19 protein-coding genes are annotated in these 22979 nt (G+C 52.5%); 11 read left to right on the top strand and 8 right to left on the bottom strand.

The features are described 5' to 3' along the window. Window positions 1–84: 84 nt before the first annotated feature. Together DG177_RS00390 and DG177_RS00385 are read right to left on the bottom strand one after the other, a co-directional pair. Window positions 85–750 carry a response regulator gene (locus DG177_RS00390; protein ID WP_108809680.1) on the bottom strand — a complete coding sequence of 222 codons (666 nt, stop codon included), beginning with the start codon at window positions 748–750 and terminating at the stop codon, window positions 85–87. 114 nt (window positions 751–864) lie between these two features. Then, window positions 865–1173 carry a hypothetical protein gene (locus tag DG177_RS00385; RefSeq protein ID WP_108809679.1) on the bottom strand — a complete coding sequence of 103 codons (309 nt, stop codon included), beginning with the start codon at window positions 1171–1173 and terminating at the stop codon, window positions 865–867. A gap of 251 nt (window positions 1174–1424) precedes the next feature. Between DG177_RS00385 and DG177_RS00380 the strand changes: the two genes are divergently transcribed. Then, entirely contained in the window at window positions 1425–3236 is a 1812-nt protein-coding gene (locus DG177_RS00380) for an ATP-binding cassette domain-containing protein (protein ID WP_108809678.1), read from the top strand. Between the two features lie 7 nt (window positions 3237–3243). On the opposite strand, the gene DG177_RS00375 is transcribed toward DG177_RS00380, so the two are convergent. The 3 genes from DG177_RS00375 to DG177_RS00365 are packed head-to-tail and all read right to left on the bottom strand — an operon-like array spanning window position 3244 to window position 5812. Then, window positions 3244–3378 carry a DUF2474 family protein gene (locus tag DG177_RS00375; protein ID WP_108809677.1) on the bottom strand — a complete coding sequence of 45 codons (135 nt, stop codon included), beginning with the start codon at window positions 3376–3378 and terminating at the stop codon, window positions 3244–3246. Next, window positions 3378–4373, bottom strand: a complete 996-nt coding sequence (cydB, locus tag DG177_RS00370; RefSeq protein WP_108809676.1) for a cytochrome d ubiquinol oxidase subunit II — start codon at window positions 4371–4373, stop codon at window positions 3378–3380. Before cydB ends, DG177_RS00375 begins: the two co-directional genes overlap by 1 nt. Before the next feature lie 5 nt (window positions 4374–4378). Further along, entirely contained in the window at window positions 4379–5812 is a 1434-nt protein-coding gene (locus DG177_RS00365) for a cytochrome ubiquinol oxidase subunit I (protein ID WP_108809675.1), read from the bottom strand. 149 nt (window positions 5813–5961) lie between these two features. Here DG177_RS00365 and DG177_RS00360 point away from each other — a divergent pair, with 149 nt between their 5' ends. After that, a complete protein-coding gene (locus DG177_RS00360; protein WP_108809674.1) occupies window positions 5962–6507 on the top strand; it encodes a DsrE family protein in 546 nt (181 codons plus the stop codon). Here the strand turns inward: DG177_RS00360 and DG177_RS00355 are convergent. Then, the gene (locus DG177_RS00355) at window positions 6504–7508 is read right to left on the bottom strand and encodes a TIR domain-containing protein (RefSeq protein ID WP_108809673.1); all 1005 of its coding nucleotides are present in this window, start codon (window positions 7506–7508) and stop codon (window positions 6504–6506) included. The genes DG177_RS00360 and DG177_RS00355 overlap by 4 nt on opposite strands. Before the next feature lie 358 nt (window positions 7509–7866). Between DG177_RS00355 and DG177_RS00350 the strand changes: the two genes are divergently transcribed. The 5 genes from DG177_RS00350 to DG177_RS00330 all read left to right on the top strand — a co-directional run bounded on the left by DG177_RS00350 (window position 7867) and on the right by DG177_RS00330 (window position 11466). Next, complete coding sequence (locus DG177_RS00350) at window positions 7867–8148, top strand: hypothetical protein (protein WP_108809672.1); 282 nt, start codon at window positions 7867–7869, stop codon at window positions 8146–8148. Between the two features lie 117 nt (window positions 8149–8265). Continuing rightward, window positions 8266–8571 (top strand): hypothetical protein, encoded by a 306-nt coding sequence (locus DG177_RS00345; protein WP_108809671.1) that lies wholly within the window; start codon window positions 8266–8268, stop codon window positions 8569–8571. A 97-nt stretch (window positions 8572–8668) separates the two neighbouring features. After that, the gene (locus DG177_RS00340; RefSeq protein WP_108809670.1) at window positions 8669–9490 is read left to right on the top strand and encodes a matrixin family metalloprotease; all 822 of its coding nucleotides are present in this window, start codon (window positions 8669–8671) and stop codon (window positions 9488–9490) included. Window positions 9491–9637: 147 nt separating this feature from the next. Further along, complete coding sequence (locus tag DG177_RS00335) at window positions 9638–10561, top strand: tetratricopeptide repeat protein (protein WP_108809669.1); 924 nt, start codon at window positions 9638–9640, stop codon at window positions 10559–10561. Beyond that, the gene (locus tag DG177_RS00330; RefSeq protein ID WP_108809668.1) at window positions 10534–11466 is read left to right on the top strand and encodes a hypothetical protein; all 933 of its coding nucleotides are present in this window, start codon (window positions 10534–10536) and stop codon (window positions 11464–11466) included. Before DG177_RS00335 ends, DG177_RS00330 begins: the two co-directional genes overlap by 28 nt. Before the next feature lie 76 nt (window positions 11467–11542). Here DG177_RS00330 and DG177_RS00325 read toward each other — a convergent pair whose 3' ends face one another. Beyond that, a complete protein-coding gene (locus tag DG177_RS00325) occupies window positions 11543–13135 on the bottom strand; it encodes an isocitrate lyase (RefSeq protein WP_108809667.1) in 1593 nt (530 codons plus the stop codon). A gap of 200 nt (window positions 13136–13335) precedes the next feature. On the opposite strand from DG177_RS00325, the gene DG177_RS00320 reads away from it, so the two are divergent. From DG177_RS00320 to DG177_RS00305, 4 genes are all read left to right on the top strand, one after another. Further along, on the top strand, window positions 13336–14757 hold the full coding sequence (locus DG177_RS00320; RefSeq protein ID WP_108809666.1) for a short-chain fatty acyl-CoA regulator family protein: 1422 nt from the start codon (window positions 13336–13338) through the stop codon (window positions 14755–14757). A gap of 245 nt (window positions 14758–15002) precedes the next feature. Next, window positions 15003–17630 carry a TonB-dependent receptor gene (locus DG177_RS00315; RefSeq protein WP_337658318.1) on the top strand — a complete coding sequence of 876 codons (2628 nt, stop codon included), beginning with the start codon at window positions 15003–15005 and terminating at the stop codon, window positions 17628–17630. Window positions 17631–17706: 76 nt separating this feature from the next. Beyond that, entirely contained in the window at window positions 17707–19704 is a 1998-nt protein-coding gene (locus tag DG177_RS00310; protein ID WP_108809664.1) for a sulfotransferase, read from the top strand. Continuing rightward, window positions 19701–21335, top strand: coding sequence for a BCCT family transporter (locus tag DG177_RS00305; protein WP_337658316.1), 1635 nt, complete (start codon window positions 19701–19703; stop codon window positions 21333–21335). The genes DG177_RS00310 and DG177_RS00305 overlap by 4 nt, the downstream gene beginning before the upstream one ends. A gap of 98 nt (window positions 21336–21433) precedes the next feature. Here the strand turns inward: DG177_RS00305 and DG177_RS00300 are convergent, their stop codons facing one another. Next, a complete protein-coding gene (locus tag DG177_RS00300; protein WP_108812685.1) occupies window positions 21434–22933 on the bottom strand; it encodes a replicative DNA helicase in 1500 nt (499 codons plus the stop codon). Window positions 22934–22979 lie beyond the last annotated feature (46 nt).

The following is a 22979-nucleotide window of genomic DNA, read 5'->3' as shown; positions in this document are numbered from 1 at the left end:
ATGAACCGGTGGTTTGCGTGCCCAATGATGCCGATGGTTCGGCAACCGCAGAATCCTGCGGTAAATCTATTTTGCTACTCTCATTCAGCTGTCAGGATCCTCTAGACTATACCCCAGCCCCCTGATGGTCGAAATAACATCCGCACCCAACTTCTTGCGGATACGTGTAACAAATACTTCGATGGTGTTTGAATCGCGGTCAAAATCCTGATCATAAATATGCTCGATAAGCTCGGTGCGCGAAACGACTTTGCCCTTATGATGCATAAGATAGGACAAAAGCTTATATTCTTGAGCGGTCAGTTTCACCGGACTGCCATCAAGCGTTACCTTGCCCGAGCGGGTATCCAGCCTGACATCACCTGCCGTAAGCTCGGATGATGCGTTGCCCGAGGCACGGCGGATCAGCGCCCGCAAACGCGCAATAAGTTCTTCGGTCTGGAAAGGTTTGGCAAGATAATCATCAGCCCCGGCATCCAGGCCTGCCACCTTATCCGACCAGCTATCGCGTGCAGTCAAAACCAGCACCGGGAAATTTCGCTCTTCCTTACGCCAACGATCAAGAACCGTCAGGCCATCAATTTCGGGCAAGCCAAGGTCCAATATGACCGCATCATATTCTTCGGTAGAGCCCATAAAATGGCCATCTTCGCCGTCGGTCGAAAGATCAATTGCATAGCCATTGCTTTCCAGCGTCGATTTCAATTGTTGCCCCAATGTGGGTTCATCTTCGACTATAAGCACGCGCATAGAGTTACTCCAGAAAACCGTTTTTCATGATGATACAGCTATATCACCATCGTTCATTCTCACAATGATAAAGACAAAACGGTTTAGTACCGCAAACATGAGGGAATATGGTGGCTAGCGACGCTCACGGAGGATCGCTCCGGTTCGGCCATCCACGTCAACAAAAATCACACGGCCTTCCTGAATGAACTTTAACCGATAGACTTGCGCTCTGGGGTCATATTCAGGGCCGAGATACTGGCTGCCTGCCATTTTGGGGAGAACCCTGTTTTCAATCGAACGCAGAGACTTTCCCTTACCAGCCATCATTTGAGCCCGGGCCGCTTTTTGTTCATCGTCACGCTGCACAGCCTGCACAGGGACAACAGTCAACGCAAAGGCCGAAAAAGCACCAAGGGCTGAAAGAGCGATTTTGTTCAACATGGCAAATCTTTAGCTCCAGTGCTTTTAACATCACGTGAACGGGCAGTTCACCTAGGAACTATAGTGATTAACAAAAGGTTTTATAGTTAATATTGCGTCAATCGGTCGATCTGACTCCGTTTGATGCTCAAAACCAATTGTTTCCGTTTACTGCCTGATTGTTATTCTGTGAAAACTGGTCGCGCCGCTCTTCATCGTTTTTGAAAAGGAAACTTGAGCAATTCGTCACTTGCCCCTAACGCGCATAAACAATGTCACAACCGCCCATTTTTTCCTATGAGCAACTGGCCCTGCATCAGGGTGAAGGCTGGCTCTTCAAAGACCTGAACCTACATGTCGGCCCGCGTGACCGGCTTGCCTTAATCGGTCGCAATGGTGCGGGTAAGACCACGCTGTTGCGATTGATCGCCGATCAGATTGAGGCGGACAAAGGCAAGCGGATGATTCAGCCTGGCACCAATATCGTGATGCTGGAACAGGAGCCGGATTTCACACCTTTCGAAACGCTCCTAGATTTCGCTATTTCTGGTGACGACGGACCGGCAGAACATGAGGTACAATCGATTGCCGACCAACTATCGACAGATCTCTCGGTCCGCGCAGACAAGGCTAGTGGTGGTGAAAAGCGGCGGGCCGCGATCTGTCGTGCGCTGGCCCTGGAACCCGATTTGCTGTTGCTTGACGAGCCCACCAATCATCTCGATCTCAGTGCCATTGATTGGTTGGAAGATTGGCTGCGCCGTTACAAAGGTGCATTCATAACCATTTCACATGACCGAACCTTCCTAACCCGCTTGACCAAACAGACCATCTGGCTCGACCGCGGAGCAATTCGTCGTCAGGAGATCGGATTTGGCGGTTACGATGCGTGGATGGAAAAGGTCCATGCCGACGAAGCACAGGCCACACAAAAAATTGATGCCAAACTCAAACTGGAAGCACGCTGGCTAGAGCGCGGTGTAACCGCGAGGCGCAAACGCAACCAGGGGAGGCTTGAGAAGCTGTATCAAATGCGGGCCCAGCGCGCGGCGATGATCGGACCGGCCGGCACAGCCAATCTTAAAGCACAGAGCGACGATGTCCGTACCAAGTCCGTGATCACCGCGGAACATATCTTAAAAGCGTTTGGAGCAGGCGAGACCAAGCGTACGATCATTCGTGACTTTTCATTGCGTGTACAGCGCGGCGATCGCATTGGCATCGTAGGTGCCAATGGCGCCGGCAAAACGACGTTGCTGAAGATGCTGACAGGTGAATTGGCACCCGATAGCGGTTCGGTAACTCTGGCCAAAACCCTCAACGGCGTATTTATCGACCAGCAGCGCAGCCTTCTGGAAGGCAATAAGACCGTCCGCGAGGTTCTTGCCGACGGCAGTGATTGGGTCGACGTGCGCGGCAATAAAAAGCATGTTCAGGGCTATCTCAAAGACTTTTTGTTCGCGCCCAGTCTCATTGATTCCAAAGTCGGTACGTTGTCGGGGGGCGAACAATCCCGGTTACTGCTGGCCCGTGAATTTGCGCGCATGTCCAATTTGCTCGTATTGGATGAGCCGACCAATGATCTCGACCTCGAAACACTCGATCTGCTCCAGGAAGTGATTGCAGACTATGACGGCACCGTGCTGCTCGTTAGCCATGACCGCGACTTTCTCGATCGTACGGTAACGATCACGCTGGGCCTCGATGGTAGCGGTAAAGTGGACATTATCGCAGGCGGCTATGCTGAATGGGAAGCCAAGCGCAAAGCGGACGGTGCTGCATCAAAAACCAAAAGCAGTAGCAAGCCAACGGCAACAAAACCGGCGGTAAAATCGAGCAGCGCAGCGAAAAAACTGAGCTATAAGGATCAGCGCGACTATGACATGCTGCCCGGTCGGATTGAGACGATTGATGCTCGCATAGCGGAAATTGCGGAAGCCCTATCCGATGCTGATTTGTACAACTCAGATTATCCGCGCTTCGAAAAGCTTACGGCTGAGAATGCGGCCTTGATTGATGAGAAAGACGAAGCTGAAATGCGTTGGCTTGAGTTGGCCGAGCAGGTTGAAAAATTGCAAGGCTAGCGTCTCGTCAAGTGATCCACAGTCGCAATATATAGGCTACGACGCCGAGGACCGATATGCTCATGGCCCAGATAGCAACCATCCAGGCCAATCGTTTCCATAATGGCGCGTCGTCGGCGGATTGTCCGTCCGTCTGCCTCATCAATGATAGCCGTCCGAGCCTACCTTGCCGCGGAACACCCAATAGGCCCATCCTGTGTAAATCAGGATTAGCGGCACGGTAATCGCAACACCGACGAGCATGAAAATCTGACTGCTCTCAGGCACCGCGGCATCCCAGATGGTAATCTGATCAGGTACGATATAGGGAAACATCGAAATGCCCAATCCAGCCATGCCAAGGAAAAACAACCCCAGTGAAATGAGAAACGGCGCACCTTCCTGCCTCTTGTGCAATCCTCGAAACAGAAAATAGGTCAGGATTAGAACAAGTAACGGAACCTGCGCGGCGAACAGAATATTTGGCATCTCGAACCAGCGCGCCCAATATTGTCCATCCAGAAACGGCGTGTACAAACTGACAGCAGCCATCAGTCCCAAAGTTGCAATTGCGGCCGGTTTGGCGAGGCGATAGGCAGTCCGTTGTGCACCGTCTTCGGTTTTCCAGATTAGCCAAGTGGCACCGAGCAACGCGTAGCCGGCAACCGTTCCAACACCGGTCAGCAAAGTGTAAGGCGTGAACCAGTCAAACCAGCTGCCGGCATAGGCCCGATCCGCAACTTCCACCCCTTGCAACAAAGCACCCAAGATCATTCCCTGGGAAAAAGCAGCAGCCAAAGACCCTCCGGTAAAAGCGAAATCCCAAAAGGCACGATGATCGGGATCACGCCAGCGAAATTCGAAGGCAACACCGCGAAATACGAGGCCAAGGAGCATGATGATGATTAGCGGATAGGTGGCAGGTAAGATGATCGCATAAGCCAGTGGGAAAGCGGCAAGCAATCCACCGCCTCCAAGCACCAACCATGTTTCATTGCCATCCCAGACGGGCGCGATGCTGTTCATCGCCTGATCTCGTTCGTCACCAACCGTAAAAGCCGGAAACAATATGCCAATACCAAGATCAAAACCGTCCATAACGACATATGCGAAAACCGCGAACGCTATTATGAAAGCCCAGATAACGGTTAAATCCATGCGCCTTACTCCGCTCGTTTCGGTTCAAAAGCCGGCGTGTCTTGCTGCGCCGGTCCCGGCGCGATACCTGCGGTACGAACAGGCCCAGATTCGGTCGATTTGACACCCTTCTCTCCAACCTGAGGCACTTTGCTCATCAAGCGCATTATATACCATGTTCCGATGCCGAACACGGCAAAGTAAACAATGATGAAAGCGATCAACGATGCGGCAACTGCCGGGGCATCGAGTGGCGAAACACTGTCCGCTGTCCGCAGCAATCCATAGACTGTATAGGGTTGCCGCCCTACTTCCGTGGTGATCCAGCCCGCAATAACTGCAACAAAGCCAGAAGGCCCCACCACAATCGCCGCGCGGTGCAATAAGGGCCAATCGTAGAGTTTCTTGCGCACTCGGGCGAACAGGCTCCAAAGCCCCATGCCCAGCATCATAAATCCGATGCCGACCATGATACGGAACGACCAGAAAACCATACCTACAGGAGGTTCATCTGCATCCGGGATAGTATCGAGACCATCAAGCGGCGCATTGAGATCATGCTTCAGGATCAGCGACGATAATTTGGGTATCTCGATCTTATAGTCGACGCGCTTCTCTTCGCTGTTGGGAATGCCAAAGAGGATCAACGGCGCGCCGTCCGGATGGCTGTCATAATGCCCCTCCATCGCCATCACCTTAGCCGGCTGATGCTCCAGGGTATTAAGCCCGTGAAGATCGCCTGCGAAAATCTGTACCGGTGCCACTAGGGCAGCCATCCACATCGCCATGGAGAACATTTTCCGCGCATGAGCATTGGTCTTGTCTTTCAGCAAATGCCAAGCGCCAACACCACCAACGACAAAGGCGGTCGTTAGATAGGTCGCCATAAGTGTGTGGAACAACCGGTATGGGAAGCTGGGATTGAACACGATATCCCACCAGCTGTCACCCGGCACAAATTGACCATTTGCTGCAATCTCATGGCCGGTTGGTGTCTGCATCCAACTGTTCACGCTCAATATCCAGAATGCGGAAATGAACGTACCAATCGCCACCATTATTGTTGCGGTAAAATGAAGCTTCTTACCAACCTTGTTCATGCCAAAAAGCATGACGCCCAGAAAACCGGCCTCCAGGAAAAATGCGGTCAAAACTTCATAGGCCATCAGCGGTCCGATTACCGGCCCGGCTTTGTCAGAGAAGACCGACCAGTTCGTTCCGAATTGATATGACATGACGATTCCGGAAACCACGCCCATGGCGAACGTCACAGCAAATATCTTTATCCAATATTTGAACAGGTCCATGTAAACCTGCTTTCCGGTTTTTAGCCAAAGACCTTCCAGAACTGCCAGATAGCTGGCCAATCCAATAGAGAAAGCCGGAAATATGAAATGAAAGCTGATCGTAAACGCAAATTGTATGCGCGCTAATAGTATCGCATCAAACTGGTCAAACATCGTCGATTTGCCCCTTTATGGGTGAATCGTATTTGATTCTGTTGAAGCCCAAATAACCATCACCGCGCTCTTTCACAATCTTTGAGCGCTTGATAAGAAGCAAGCTGCAGTTGCATGACGCGCAACTAAAACCAAAATTGGGACAGATTATGAAAACTCTTAAGGCCGGAATATTCCTCGGAACTTTAATGCTCACCAATCCAGCATTGGCGCAGCTGGAAGGATTTGAGACGGGCCCTGTGTTTAAAAAATTTGGCCCCACTGCCCCGGTCCAAACAGACACCCCCCTAGCCGCAGAAGTCCAGTTTAGAATCGCCTTTGATGTTGCGAAAAAAGCGGATCCGGGCGCATTGAATCGTACCATTGAAAGCGCAGCCCGTTTCATCAATATGCATGTTGCAGCCGGTGTCGCGAGAGAAAATATAAAACTCGTCATAGTGGTTCACGGCGGAGCATCCGGGGATTTGATCAAGCAGGATATTTATGGTGCACGCAACGATGATGCGATCAATGGCAGCGCAGATGCAATTGCGGCCCTACAAAAGCATGGCGTCGAATTCCGCCTGTGCGGTCAAAGTGCAGCAGCCTATAAAATCAGCAATGCCGATCTTTTGCCTGGCGTAAAAATGGATCTCTCGGCGATGACCGCCCATGCGTTGCTGCAGCAAGAAGGCTACACGCTCAATCCCTTTTAGGTTGGGAGCTCATCTTCGCTGGCCATTGCTTTGCGCTTGCGCAGAATTTTCATGGTCATAAGTCCCGCCGGTAACGCCAGTGCGATGACGCCAAAGGCAATCCAGAAAACATCTCCCAGGCCGCCATAGCCCTTGATCAACTGGCTCAGTGGTTCCCAGACAAACTGAACCGCAACGACCCACAAGAGTAAGGTCACGTATAAAGCAACCTTGTCCTCCAAAACGATTCCCAATCCGGCTAGCCCACCATCATCAGTGCCCGATTTGCCGCCGGAGGCCTCACGAAAGCGCTCCAGTTCAGCTTCTGCTTCTTTTTGACCAGATTGCGCCTCATCCAATTCGCGGCGCAGACGCACCAGTTCGCGCGCATTGCTGGCAAATTCTCCAGCTTGCGCTTTTGACGCAGCTGTAAGTTCACCGAGCTCAGCTTCCATCGCGGCGCGTTTTGCGCGTTCGCCAGCCAATTGTTGGTTTGTGTCGGGCGTAGCACTCTCAATGATGCGGTCGATGACGCCCGGCGCTAATGGGTCAGCGGCATAGCGGCCCAGCCAAGCCTTCCAATCATCACTACTGCCCTTTTCGAGAAGCCGCGCATATTCGGCAAGGCCTGGACGATCCAAAAGCTCACCTATGCGAGTGAGTATATTGAGCCAGACCAGATTGTCAGTGCCTTCGGCGCCTTCCGCCAGTACTTCTGCCTGCACTGACCTGAATTCGAGAGGGAGTTGGCATTCCCGGAGTTGTACCGCGATTAATCCGCTGCGCTCCTTACCGGTTCGCGCTTCATTGCGCACCCAATCGGACTCAACCGACTCTTCGGTCCACAGTACCAGCAGTGCCTTGGCGGCCTCAATCTCACGTTCAATCTCGCGGTCGAAGGACGAACCGGCCCCGATCCCCGCGTCAAACCAGACGCTGACTTTCAACGCCTCAAGATGATCCCGGATCGCAGCGCAACGCTCCCGATCGTTTCTCGAGTAGCTGATGAAAATGTCTGCCATATCCGCCCCTTGTTCCGATATAATCTCGGTATAGTCCGGTGGTTATCGAAGAACAAGTGACGTGGATCAAATGCAAATGCACGAAAACAAAGAACGGCCTATGATCATATTATTTGCATCGACACGGCAAGGCAGTTCAGCAATTTTCTTAAATTGCTTGCCCACAGCCGTGAAAATTTCGGAGTCGCATCTGCCCATTTTTTCCGAAAGCGGGATGGATTGCACCCTATTATAGACGAATTTTCAACACTCTTCATTTGGACGCGCAGGCTGTTCCGCTTGCCGCTTACTTCTGGAATGTCGCCCGATAACCACCATTTTTTAAGCAGGCAGGGGGTTAACAATGGAGTTGAGTATAATGAAAAAACTGCCAATGATCGCAGCCGCTTTTGGCGCTGCTACACTAATCGCCGCCCCTAGTTTTGCGCAAGATGCTGGTGCTGAAGCACCAGAAGAAGGCGCAGCGGAAGCGGCCCCTGCCCCTGAGGCAGCACCTGCCACAATCGATACTGATGGTGATGGCACAATGGATGCCTGGGACCAACGTGGCGACGGCAAACCCGACAGTTGGGATACCGATGGCGATGGCGCTCCGGATGCCTTTGACCAAGATGGTGACGGCGCACCCGACCCTAAATAGTCAAAGCATGAACGGCCCATTCGGCCCAAGCTGTGCCTAACGTGTGCGGCCAATACGAGCAATTCTCCCTCCCTGCTCGGTTGGCCGCCACATATCTCTGACAAAGGAAGAGAGCTCATGAAAAAATTGATGAAACCAGCCCTGATACTCACCCCCGCAATTTTTGCGCTTGCGGCGTGCGATGCACCGCCAGCAGAAGATCCAGCCGCTGACGGTATGGAAATTGAAGACGGTGCAATGGAAGAGCCGGTTGATACCGGACCTCTCGATGACGTGGCCCCCGCAGATGGTGGCCTGGAAGGTGGAGCAGCTCCGGCTGACGAAATCATTCCTGAAATAGAAGAAACCGTACCACCCGCAGGTGAAGACAGCATGACAGAAGAACCAGCCGCGACTGAGGATGAAACAGCAACTACAGAATGATCTGCAAGCGCAGGTTTTGATCGCATTTTAGATCAAAAATGGCTATAGAATATCTGGGCGGAAACGGGGTTTAACTACTCAATTGGGAGAAGATCCTATGACCGCAATTCCAAATATCTCTCAACTGCCACTCAATGACATGCTCTACGAGCGTGATATGTCGGGAGATGAGATACAAGGTATTCAGAGCTACCTGCGTTACTATGGTTATTTGCAGGATCGATTTGGTACTCTGCATAGCGGTGAATATGACGATGCCACTCAAAAGGCTGTCAGGCTTTACCAAAACTGCTTCGGTCTTCCTGAATCTGGAGTGATAGATCAGGCGACCCTATGCGAAATGACAAAGCCGCGGTGCGGCTTTGTCGACATTCCACCCATGGGCGGGGCATTCACCACTGTCAGCCGCTGGGAGAAATCAGAGCTTTCATACAAGTTCAACAGCTTCTCAACAAAAATGGCTCAAGCGGACATCGAACGCGATGTAATCGCTGCCTTTGGTCTTTGGTCCGAGCAATGCGATCTTAGATTCTCCATCAGCACCGATGGAGCCGTCGACATTGAGATTGAGTTCGCCACTGGAGAACATGGCGACGAAAGTCCCTTTGATGGTCCGTCTGGTGTTCTTGCACATGCTTATTTTCCACCGCCAAATGGTGGCCCGCTGGCCGGCGACACCCATTTTGATGATGATGAAAACTGGACCTGCAATGTGAGTGATACCCAGGGTATCGATTTCCTTACGGTTGCGGCGCATGAATTTGGCCATGCCATTGGTCTCGGCCATAGCCGCCAGCGTGGTGCGCTGATGTTCCCTAGCTATTCGGGAACACAAAGGTTTTTGGCACCAGATGATATCGCCGGTTGTCAGTCACTTTATGGTCCGCCGGGCACATCTGACGCAGTCGATTGCGAGTGATTATCTGGTCCAGCGCGCTGACGATCAACCTCTTCGCCTTAATTTTGTAACCTTTTAGCTTAATTCTTCGAATTCCCGAATATCGGGCAAATTTCGCCTCTGGGGCATGTTTATGCTATTGGGCTAATCATAAGCAAAGGAAACAGAATGCACATATTCAAATCAGCCGCGATTCTTGGCGCAGCAACTACACTTGCCTTCAATCCAGGGTCGGCGATCGCAGCCGGCGGTGGCGGCGGAGGTGGCTCTGCCCCCAGCAGCAGCGCTCCGAGATATGATGCATCTGCCGAGTATCAAAAAGGTATTGCTGCCCTCAAAGCCAAAGATCACAAAAAGGCTGTTAAATCCTTCAAACGTTCGCTTAGCGTCGCACCGCGCAATGCCAACGCTCAATATCTGCTCGGCGTCAGCTATATTGGCATGGATAATTATAAAAAAGCACGCAAGCCACTAGAGAAAGCGGTCAAATATAACGGTAACTTGATCGGCGCACATCGCGATCTTGCTATTACTTACCACAAGCTCGATATGATGGACAAAGCAAAGGCTTCTCTCAACAAACTGACAGCTAAAGACAGCGCCTGCGGCAGCGGCTGTGCGGAAAAGGCCGAGCTGACCAAAGCGATCGCCAAAGTCAAAGCGGCGATGAACGGCAGCGGTTCCGCCAACTATCAGCCGGCCGATAGCATTGATTTTGCGAGCAATGGTAACGGCGATCTGGCCTATATGGGTGCCGTCGCATTGATCAATGAAAAGAAATATGAAGCAGCGATTGCAGAACTGCAACTGGCGTCGATGACCTTTGGCCCGCATCCCGACATATTGACCTATCTCGGCTTCGCCAATCGCAAGCTCAAAAATTTCGACAGCGCAGAGCAATATTATCAGACCGCATTAGCTGTTGCGCCTGACCATCGCGGGGCCACCGAATATTATGGCGAGCTGATGGTAGAACGCGGCGATCTTGTTGGCGCCAAGAAGAAACTGGCCAGACTGGAAAGCCTGTGCAGCTTTGGATGCTATGAAGCAGAGGAACTGCGCCGATGGATCGGCGAAGCGTCCGTCTCCTAAAATACAGCGCGGCGATCAGTTTAACCTGTGCAGCAGTTGCACATGCTGCTGATCGCCCGCTTGTTAAGGCTATGGCTTGGCTTGATCCGGCACAGCATCTCACTGCGCTGACCACTGAACCGCGGCGTGATGCAGCGGTTCAAGATCGGCAAATGTTGGCGGGTGAAGCCTTGTTTCATACACCAACATTGCTGGGCGGTCAGGCCGCCAAAGCGGGTCTGTCTTGTGCCAGTTGCCATGAAAATGGTCGCGACAATCCTGCCTTTCTGTTTCCCAATGTCTCTGGCGAACCGGGAACAGCAGATGTCACGAGCAGCTTTTTCAGTTCCTACCGTGGCAATGCTAAGTTCGATCCGGTGAAAATCCCTGACCTCACGGCTCCGGGCAAAATCTCTCGTGCCGACGAAAGTGAGGAGCTGGAAAAGTTCATCCGCGATTTGATTGTTGAGGAGTTTGACGGACAGGAACCGACGCCATCTATTCTGGCCGCCCTCGCCCATTATGTGCGATCCTTATCAGCTGACGCCAGCAATGATCGTGTAGCAGTAACGGTCGAAAGCCAGTTGGCGGCGGTCGATCAGGCAGTGTTTTCCGCAAAAGTGGCACGGCAAAGCAATGATCTGAAACTATCCCATTTACTGCTCGCCTCTGCACGTAACCGGCTTGGCCTGATCCACGAACGCTATGCGGGCAAGAAGCTCACCCGTCAGCGTAATGCGATTATGTCAGCTAGCCGGAAGCTTGGCGCTCTGCAGGATGTTAGGGAAAGCGGCGGCTTCGTTGAAGCCTTGGCACAATGGGAAAATGACTTTGCGAAGACCCGAAAGCTTGTGAGCGAGAAGCAACATTTGTCGCTCTACAATCCCAAGGTTCTACAGACCGCCCTCGCCCAACAGCCAAACTGACAAGCCGATGCAACAAAGAAAAACGGCCCGGAGATTTAATCTCCGGGCCGTTTCTATTCAATCTGTAGTCCGATGATTAGCCGAATTGGTTCATCGTATTATCTTCGCCGCCCGCTTTCAGGGCCGCATCACCGGCAAAATATTCTTTGTGATCATCACCAATGTCGGAACCGGCCATGTTCTGATGCTTCACGCACGCAATACCCTGGCGAATTTCTTCACGCTGAACGTTGAGAACATAACCCAGCATACCTTGCTCACCGAAATATTCTTTCGCAAGATTATCGGTCGACAGAGCCGCCGTGTGATAGGTTGGCAAGGTGATCAGGTGATGGAAGATACCAGCCCGTTTCGCACCATCAGCCTGGAAGGTCCGGATACGTTCATCCGCATCAGCCGCCAATTCGGTTCCATCATATTCTACGCTCATCAGATTCGCACGATCATAAGCAGTGACGTCTTTGCCTTCCGCTGCCCATGCATCATAAACCTGCTGACGGAAATTCAGTGTCCAGTTAAATGACGGCGAGTTGTTATAAACCAGCTTCGCGTTCGGCATAACTTCACGGATCCGGTCAACCATGCCAGCAATCTGCTCAACATGTGGTTTCTCGGTTTCGATCCACAGCAGGTCAGCGCCGTGCTGCAGCGAGGTAATGCAATCCAGCACACAACGATCTTCGCCGGTTCCTTCGCGGAACTGGAAGAGATTGCTTGGCAGACGCTTCGGACGCATCATCTTGCCATCACGGTTCAGGATAACATCGCCATTTTGCGCGGTTGACGGATCAATTTCCTCACAATCAATGAAGCTATTATATTGGTCGCCAAGATCGCCCGGCTCATTGCTGACTGCAATCTGCTTGGTCAGGCCAGCGCCCAGAGAGTCGGTGCGGGTGACGATGATGCCATCTTCGACGCCCAGTTCCAAAAACGCATAGCGACAAGCGCGAACCTTCGCGAGAAAGTCTTCGTGCGGTACGGTGACCTTGCCATCCTGGTGACCACATTGCTTTTCGTCAGACACCTGGTTTTCGATTTGCAGGGCACAGGCACCGGCTTCGATCATCTTCTTAGCAAGCAAATAGGTTGCTTCGGCGTTACCAAAACCAGCATCAATATCAGCAATGATCGGAACAACATGGGTTTGATGATTTTCAACTTCGTTCAGCAAACGCTTTTCAGTGACCATGTCACCGCTGTTACGGGCCGCATCAATGTCACGGAACATTCCGCCCAATTCACGGGAGTCCGCCTGACGCAGAAAGGTGTAAAGCTCTTCAATCAGCGCAGGTACGGATGTTTTCTCATGCATGGATTGATCCGGCAGCGGACCAAATTCGCTGCGCAAAGCGGCAACCATCCAGCCAGATAGATAAAGATAACGGCGCTTCGTGCTGCCGAAATGCTTCTTGATCGAGATCATCTTCTGCTGACCGATAAACCCGTGCCAGCAACCAAGTGACTGGGTGTAATTGGCAGGATCAGCATCATAAGCGGCCATATCTTCGCGCATGATTTTTGCGGTATATTTGGCAATGTCGAGGCCAGTGTGGAAGCGATTTTGCAAACGCATCCGGGCAACGGCTTCAGAATCGATACCGTCCCATGTTCCGTTCTGCTGCTGGATCAGCGCGTTCGTCTGATTGATATGTTCTTGATATGACATAGTCATGCTCCTTTAAAAATTCGGCAGTTAAAGCGGTGTCCGCGAATCGTTGTTCACGGAAGCTATGCCCCCTTTTACGCCGCACAGAGCCGGTTCCGAAGCGTTGTGAAGTTTAACTGTAACGCTTTACAAAATATTGTTGTATAGTTGTAAGGATATTACAAACAGCACGAGTCGAAAAAAAATGCGCAGAGCCAATCATGTCGAGTGAACGCCCCGTCTATATGGGCCCCCGCCTCAAAAGGCTCCGCCGTGACCTTGGTCTGACGCAGGCCGACATGGCCGCCGATCTCGAAATATCGGCTTCCTATGTCGCCCTGCTGGAGCGCAATCAACGGCCCTTTACCGCCGATATGCTGCTGCGCCTCGCGCGGACATATAAAATCGACATGGCCGAACTGGCCGGCGATGGCGGCGAGGAATATACCGCAAGGCTGGAGGCGGTACTCAAAGACCCGATGTTCGCGGACATTGATTTTCCGCAACTCGACACGGCGGATGTTGCGACCAGCTACCCCGGCTTTACCGAGGCCATGCTGCGCCTTTACACCGCTTATCGGGAAGAGCAATTGGCACTGGCTGACAAAGATACCAGCGCCCGCAGTGATGGCAGCAGCGTTGATCCGGACGCTGCCGATCCGGTGGCACAGGCTCGCCGGTATCTCGCCGCACGCCGCAACAGCTTCTCCAATATTGATGATGCCGCCGAACGGCTGGCTGAATCCGTCAATGGACTGGAAAGCATGATCGCTCATCTCAAGGATAATCACGGCCTGCAAGTCCGCCGCCTGCCTTCCGATGTCATGATGGGCGCAACCCGGCGCCTCGATCGCCACCGGCGCCAGATATTGATCGATGATCAGCTGGATAATGCAAGCCAGATGTTCCAGCTGGCCCTGCAACTGTCCTATCTTGAGTTGAACAGCGAAATCGATGCTGTGTTAAAGGAAGGCAGTTTTACAACCGAGAGCGGCGAGCGCCTGACCAAACGTGCCCTCACCGGCTATGCGGCGGCGGCTTTGCTCATGCCTTATTCCGCATTCGCCAAAGCAGTTGAAACACGCCATTATGACGTCGAGGCGCTCGCCCGCCAGTTCGGGACCAGTTTCGAACAAACCGCTCACCGATTGACCACGCTCCAGAAGCCGGGTCAGGAACGCGTGCCCTTCTTCTTCATTCGCGTCGATCCCGCTGGAAACGTGTCCAAACGGCTCGATGGGGCCGGCTTTCCTTTTGCCCGCCATGGTGGCGCCTGCCCTCTATGGTCCGTGCATCAGGCCTTCCGCAGTCCGCGTCAGGTGATCACCCAGTGGCTGGAATTGCCCGATGGAGAACGCTTCTTCTCGATTGCCAGAACCGTTACCGCAGGCGGCGGCGCCTTTGGGACACAGCGAGTTGAACGGGCGATTGCACTGGGCTGTGCCGCGGAACATGCTGACCGGCTGATCTATACCCGCGACCGCCCAGATATCAATCCGGACAACGCAACACCGATAGGGGTCACCTGCCGCCTATGCCACCGGACAAAGTGCCGTGCACGCTCTGCGCCGCCCATTGGTCGACAAATATTGTCTGACGACTTCCGTCAGGCCAATACGCCGTTTGGCTTTTCACACAGCTGAGTAGACGAGTTTTTGGCAGAAAACCTGATGCTGAAAAACATCAACCGCCGAAATTCTGGGGTATCTTAACCCATAAAACCAACACAGCGGTTCACAAACCCGAAATGATCGCTATACGGGCAGAGCATTTGAAGGCCGATATCGCAGGGGGACAACTTTTTTCGGCTTTGCAATGGATTCGATAGGTCTTCACTGGTCGGATGTATTTTTCCCTAAAATTGTAACGAGAACCACACGAGGGTTATTTGATTTATCTAAAAACGGGCGCATCGCTTGCGGTCATCGCAGCTATGGGCTGTGTTTCGGCACAAGCTCAGGAAACAGAAAACAACGAACAAGGCAGAGGCGTACAGGAAATTGTCGTTACAGCGACAAAACGTAGCGCAGATTTGCAGGATGTTGCTGTCGCAGTGCAGGCATTGGGGGAAGAAAGCCTCGATCAACTCGGCGTCACAGTATTTGACGATTATCTGCAGCAACTACCCGGCGTCACCGCTGGCGGCGGCGGACCAGGCCAAAGCACGATCTATATTCGCGGCCTCGCCTCCACAACACCAAATCTGACAACCGCTGGCGTCGCCGGCCTTGCTCCTAACGTGGCGCTGTATCTCGACGAGCAGCCGGTATCACAGCCCGGCCGTAACCTCGATGTTTACGCTGCCGATCTTGAACGTGTTGAAGTCCTGTCAGGGCCACAGGGTACGTTGTTCGGCGCAAGTTCGCAGGCAGGAACGGTGCGATTGATCACCAACAAACCTGTCATTGGACAGTTTCAGTTCAAAGCAAAAGCGGGCGTGTCGTTCACAAAAAGTGGCGATCCGAGCAATAACATCGAAGCCATGGTAAATGTTCCGGTCACCGACCGTTTCGCCATTCGCGCTGTAGGTTATTATGACAATAAAGGCGGCTATATCGATAATGTCGCTGGCACACGCAGCACTGCCGAAAGTGCACGCTTCCGTCCAGCTGGAACAGTCCGAGACAATGGCGTTCCGGTGAATGCCAACCGCGGCGGCCTGCAGGCCGGCGCTGATTTAACCGGCGTGAACTTCATTTTGGCGGACAATAGTGCACTGGTTGAAAAGAATTTCAACGATACGCAATATCTGGGTTTCCGGGTCAGCGGCAAATATGAATTTTCCGATGACTGGAACCTGACCGTGGCCCATGCCCGCCAGGGTCTGGATTCTGACGGTGTTTTCTTTGAAGATCCTACTTTGGATGATCTGGAAATTCAACGTTTTGAACGCGATGAGGTCGAGGATGATTTCAGCAATACCAGCTGGACTCTGGAAGGGCGAATTGGTGCGTTGGAGCTGGTTTACACCGGCGCTTATACCAAGCGTGAAACATCACAACGGGTCGATTATTCCGACTATCTGTTCGTTGGCCAATATCTGCCCTATTATATCTGTGATGGTTCGGTTTCCTATCCGGGCGGCGCTCCGACAGGCACCTGTCAGGCACCCAATTTATTCGTGAATTCCCGCACCGAAACCGAAGCCATGACGCACGAACTGCGTTTCAATACACCGGCCGATTATCCGATCCGGTTGACAGCTGGTGGTTTTTATAGCGATCTGGAACTGTTGGAGCTAAACGACTTCACTTATCCCGGCAGCACGGCGATTGATTTGTTCGGTGGTTCTTTCCCGCCCAACTTCTCACAACCCAATGCGTTTATCTCGGATACCAACGCTTATCCAGCGGGGGTTATATTCCGTAACGATATCCGCCGGACCGACAAGCAATTCGGCATATTTGGTGAAGCGACCTATGATATCTCGGATCAATTCGCCATTACCCTGGGCGCGCGTTATTATGACGTTGAAGTAGATCTGGAAGGCAGTGCAAACTCGTCTTTCTGTAACTCCAGCGGCGTTGATGAGAATGCCTTCGGCACGAATATTAGTGATCTTTATGATGGCGATGGCAGCTTCACCTTCATCGGTAGCTGTAATGATGCCCTCCGCCAGACGTTTACCCTGGGTCAATCGGTCGCCGATATTGAGGCAGCCGGGTTGAGTGCAGCGCAAGCGCAGCAAGTTTTTAATGCGCTAAACGCACCGGACAAGGCGACCACAGACGGCTTTATCTTCAAAGCCAACCTGACATGGACGCCGACCGAGGATTTGCTATTCTATGCAACTTATTCGGAAGGCTTCCGGCCTGGACTGTTGAACCGTCCGGGTGGCGCACAAGGTCCCAATGGCTTTAATGTACCGTTCGTGCTCGATACTGATGATGTGACCAACTATGAAATTGGTTGGAAAACGTCATTGTTCGACAACCAGGTGCGTTTTAACGGCAATGCCTTCTTTGTGGACATTCAGAATCTGCAAACGACCATCCTTGATCCGTCGATCACCAACCTTTTCTTCTCGGACAATGCGGCGGATGCAGAAATCAAAGGTGTCGAGGCTGATATAACCATCGCACCCTATTCTCTGGACGGTTTGACAGTCAGCGCGGCTTTCTCGATATTGGATACCGAAATTACCGATGTCCTCACGCCTACTAATGACGTGGTTGAAGGCCGCAGTCTGGCTTTTGCCCCGAGTTTCCAAGGTAATTTGCGGGCCCGCTATGAATGGAATGTCTTTGGTGATTGGACCGCACATGTTCAGCCACAGGTCACCCATTCTGCATCGGCTGCGACTGACATTATCGAGATTAACCGGATCAATCTGGACAGTTGGACAACATTCGCTCTGTCGGCTGGTATTACCGATGACAAATGGTCGTTCGAGATATTCGGGGAAAACCTGACTGACGAACGCGCTGAAGTTAGCGGCAATTTCGTCAATGATCGCGCACGCATCATCGTCAATCGCCCACTGACTGTGGGCGCACGGGTTTCCTTCACTTATTAAGGAACAATACAACAGGGGGAGGCTAACCAACGGGTTAACCTCCCCTTTTTTCAAAAGGACAGAAAACCGGGACGAAATGTCTGAAACGAGTCTCGATATTGCCGAACTGCAAAAACAGGCGCGCACTCAAATGTATGAGGGGCGCTTCAAGGCTGCGCTAAGTACAGCAGAGATGGTCTTGCAGAATGACGCTGAAAATATCGACGGGCTGTACATGAAAGCAGTTTGCGAGCGCTATCTGGGGCAGAATGAGACAGCCCTTACAAGTGTCGAACAGCTAAAAAGCCTCTCTCCGGATTTTGGCCGCGCCTATCAGGAAGAAGGTCATATATTCAGAGCAATTGGCGATGATGAACAGGCCATGGCTGCCTATCGCCGTGCATGCCAATGCAATCCCGTGCTGCAAGCCAGCTGGAAAGCACAAGCGGACATTCTCGAAAGCTGGGGTCAACGCGCTGCTGCGGTGGAGATGCGCGGACAGGAACAGCGCATTGCTGCCATGCCCAAGCCGTTAGTCGCCGTGTCACATCTGCTGCATGAAGGTAAGTTAATCAAAGCGGAGACGGCCTGCCGCCATTTCCTGCAAACCAATCCCCATCATGTAGAAGGGATGCGTTTGCTTGCCGATATTGGCACGCGCCTTGGAATTTTGGAAGATGCTGATTTTCTGCTCGAAAGCGCAATCGAATTTGAACCGGACAATATTCAGGTCCGGATCGATTATATTCAAATCCTGCGTAAGCGTCAGAAATTTGCCGAAGCCCTGAAGCAAAGCGAAATATTATATCAGCGCGATACCGCCAACCCGGTCTTTCAGTCGCTATACGCGATCGAATCTATGCAGACCGGCGACTATGAGCGCGCATTGGATCTGTTTGAGCAAGTCCTGCAGAAACTTCCGGATGACCCCGTCACCTTAACCTCCAAAGGCCATGCGCTAAAGACATTTGGACGTCATGACGAGGCTGTCGATTCCTATCAGAGAGCGTTTCAATCCGACCCCGGTTACGGTGATGCCTATTATGGACTGGCGAACCTCAAAACCTATCGTTTCAGCGATGAAGAGCTGCGCCTGATGGAAGCGCAAGAGCAAGGCAATGGGCTGAGCTACCAAAACCGCATTCATATCTGCTTCGCACTGGGCAAGGCTTATGAAGACCGAAAAGACTATGACACTTCCTTCGGCTTCTATCAGCGCGGCAACGAGCTGAAACGGGTGCAGTCACGCTATGATGCCGATCAGATGACGGCAGAACTGCATAACCAGATCACCGCCTGCACCCCTGCCCTGTTTGCGAAGCAATCGGGCAAGGGATGTGATGCGCCCGACCCCATATTCATATTGGGTCTTCCGCGCGCGGGCTCGACATTGCTCGAACAGATACTCGCATCCCACAGCCAGATTGACGGCACACTGGAACTGCCAAATATATTGTCGCTCGCACACCGGTTGCGGCGACAGAAACACGCAAGCAATGATTCTCTATATCCCGATAATCTTCATGATCTCGATGCCCAGCAGTTACGCGACATGGGACAGGATTTCATCGACAGCACACGCATCCACCGTCAAGGGGCGCCGTATTTCATCGACAAGATGCCCAATAATTTTCGGCATATCGGCCTGATCAAACTCATTCTGCCCAATGCAAAAATCATTGACGCGCGACGGGAACCGATGGCGTGCTGCTTTTCCGGGTTCAAGCAGCTCTTCGCCGAGGGCCAGGAATTCACCTACGGTTTAACCGAAGTCGGCCGCTATTACAGCGACTATGTGCAATTGATGGCCCATTGGGACGCCGTGCTGCCGGGAGCGGTGCTGCGTGTTCAACATGAAGATGTGCTGGATGATCTTGAGGGCCAAGTTCACCGGATGCTCGATTATCTCGACCTGCCTTTCGAGCAAGCCTGTATTGATTTTTACCGGACAGAGCGCGCCGTCCGCACCGCCAGTTCAGAACAGGTCCGCCAACCCATCACCAAAGCAAGCGTCGACCTATGGCGCCATTATGAATCACATTTAGAGCCGCTGAAAGATGCGTTGGGACAGAGTATATTGGAGCCTCAAAAGTGAGCGGAACAAAGACAGCGACAGCCAGTGCAACGGCAGACGTCTCAGGAAAAATGATCGATGGCGATTATCAAACCGACTATGAAGCGGGTCAGGATAATGTAAATCCTTTCGGCCTGGAAATGCACAATCCGGTGTTTTTCATCAGTGCCGCTTTGACAATGACATTTGTGGTTTTGGCTCTGGCCTTTCCAGAAACCGCCAATACCGGACTAGAAGCAACCAAAGCGTGGACACTTGAGCATTTTGACTGGTTCTTCGTAATTGCATCCAATTTCGTGCTGCTTTTCTGCGTCGCAGTCGCGATCTCGCCATTGGGCAAAATCCGCCTGGGTGGATCAGACGCCAAAACCGAATTCGGAACTGCCTCGTGGATCGCCATGCTGTTTTCTGCAGGCATTGGGATTGGCATGGTCTTTTATGGGTCGGCAGAGCCAGTGGCTTATTATACGAACTGGGGCGGAACCCCGCTCAATGTTGAACCGCGCACACCGGAAGCGATGAATCTGGCGCTTGGCGCGACAGTCTTTCACTGGGGCCTGACGCCCTGGGCAATATATGCCGTAATCGGCCTAGCCCTTGCCTTTTTTGCATTTAACAAGGGGCTACCGCTCACCATTCGGTCTGCATTTTATCCTTTGTTGGGCGAACGCATTTGGGGCTGGCCCGGTCATCTCATTGATATTCTTGCAGTCATTGCCACTATTTTTGGATTGGCAACGTCTTTGGGACTTGGCGCACAGCAAGCCGCAACCGGCCTGTCTTTTCTCTTTGGAATTGAGGCCAATTTAACCTCACAACTCTTGCTCATTGCAGTCATTACCGGACTTGCGACCGTTTCGGTCGTGCGCGGAATGGATGGTGGCATCAAACTGCTGAGCAACATCAATATGGTTTTGGCGGCATCGCTGCTCGCCTTTGTTTTTGTAGCGGGTCCAACGTTACAGATAATGAGCGGCTTTGGTGCGGCTATCGCAAGCTATGCTGAATATGCGGTTCCATTAAGCGATTGGACGGGGCGCGAGGACAAAGCCTGGTATCACGGCTGGACGATCTTCTATTGGGCTTGGTGGGTGAGCTGGTCACCTTTTGTTGGCATGTTTATCGCCCGCATTTCCAAAGGCCGCAGCATCCGTGAGTTTTTGACGGTGGTGCTGGTGGTCCCGGTGATTGTTGCAATCATATGGTTCACAACATTCGGTGTGACCGCAATAGAACAGATAAAGGATGGCATCGGCCAGCTGCCAGCGGGCATCAGCGAAGCCCCGCTTGTATTGTTCCAGATGCTGGAGAACATGCCTTTTCCCTATATTGCCTCGTCGCTCGCCATCATTCTGTTGATCGTGTTCTTTGTCACATCATCTGATTCCGGATCTTTGGTCATTGACGCCATAACCGCTGGCGGCAGAACAGATGCGCCTGTTGCGCAGCGTATTTTCTGGGCCATATTGCAAGGACTGGCCGCAGCCGCGCTGCTGGTTGGTGGAGGTGCCGGCGCGCTTGGGGCAATGCAGGCGGGCACGATTGCCAGCGGCTTGCCCTTTACGCTGGTTTTGTTGGTATGTTGCTACAGTCTGTTCAAAGGCCTGATGTCAGAATATTCCATGCTGAAAACCCAAAGCGGCGCCGTTTGACGAGAGGTCACTTCCCGATCACTTACCGGTGCTCCGTCATGGATTTCCCGAAGGACTGGCGTGAGAGCAGCCTTGATGCCGAAAGCCGGTGATATTAGCTAATATTCCTCGGGTCCATCGCCATAGGCCAGATCACCAAATTTGGTAAACTCACTCAGGAAGCTCAGTTGGATATTGCCGGTTGAACCTTGGCGGTTTTTGGCAACGATCACGGTCGCTTTTCCGACCTTGCTTTGATGGTCGGTTTCCCAGGCAAGATATTTGGCTTTTTGTTCCTCGGTCGAATTTTCGTCAGGATCGTCCGGTTTCACGGCGAGGTGGTAATATTCGTCGCGATAAATGAACATCACAATATCGGCATCCTGCTCGATCGAACCGGACTCACGCAAATCGGACAGCTGCGGACGTTTGTCTTCGCGGCTCTCCACCTGGCGAGAAAGCTGGGAGAGAGCAACCACCGGACAATTGAGTTCCTTGGCGAGAGTCTTGAGACCTCGGCTAATCTCCGAAATCTCGTTAACGCGGTTATCATTAGCCCGGCCCGAACCCTGCAGTAGCTGAAGATAATCGACGACAATCAAGTTGATGTCACTGCGCCTTTGCAAGCGCCGTGCCCGCGTGCGCAAGGCTGCAATGGTCAAGCCGGGCGTGTCATCGATGTAAAGCGGCAAATCCTGCAATTCCCGGGACGCTAGCGCCAGGCGGTGCATTTCATCTCGACTGATCGCACCCATACGCAGTTTTTCCGAGCTAATCTCTGCCTGCTCGGACAGGATTCTCGTTGCCAGCTGGTCCGCCGACATCTCAAGGCTGAAAAAAGCGGTTTTGGCACCCAACGTATCTTCAGGCGCTATCCCATCTTGAACATCGCGGCGATAGCGGTTCGCGGCATTGAAAGCGATATTGGTGGCAAGCGAGGTTTTACCCATGCCTGGACGGCCCGCCAAAATCAGCAAGTCAGACCGGTGCAGGCCGCCCATTTTGGCATTGAGATCGGTCAGGCCCGTGGTAATCCCAGATACTTTGCCGCCGCTGTTAAAAGCGCGTTCAACATTGTTCAGCGCTTCGGTCGACGCGGCCAGGAAGGATTTGACGCCGCCTTCCTGCGCTTCACCTTCAGAGACGCGGTAGAGCGACGATTCGGCTTCCTCAATCTGGGTTTTTGGATCGACCGTTTCGCTGGTATCCAGCGCATTATCCACCAAGGTTCGGCCAACATTGACCAGTTCCCGCAGCAGCGCAAGATCATAAATCTGATCCGCAAAATCTCGCGCACCAATTAATCCGGCTCCATCACCCGTCAATTTGGCAAGATAAGATGGGCCGCCGAGGACCTTCATCGCCTCATCGGCTTCAAAATACGGCTTTAACGTGACCGGTGTGACGACCATATTTCGGTCGAGCAGCTTTAGTGCCTGTTCGTAGATCCGGCCATGCAACGGTTCATAGAAATGTTCTGGCCGCAATTTGATCTGCACATCCTCAGCAACGCGGTTATCAATCAGTAACGCGCCCAGAAATGTCGCCTCTGCCTCGACATTGCGGGGCAGGCGCTGGGATTCTTCTTCAACTGCATCAAATCGAACTAACTCGGCCATGGCTGCATCATTCACGCTCAAACGATTCTGAGCAAGGGGCGTTCCG

This window comes from Sphingorhabdus sp. Alg231-15 (genome assembly GCF_900149705.1).
In the GTDB taxonomy this organism is placed as follows: domain Bacteria; phylum Pseudomonadota; class Alphaproteobacteria; order Sphingomonadales; family Sphingomonadaceae; genus Parasphingorhabdus.
The sequence above is the reverse complement of the archived record's forward strand: the minus strand, read 5'-3'. Positions and strand labels throughout refer to the sequence as shown.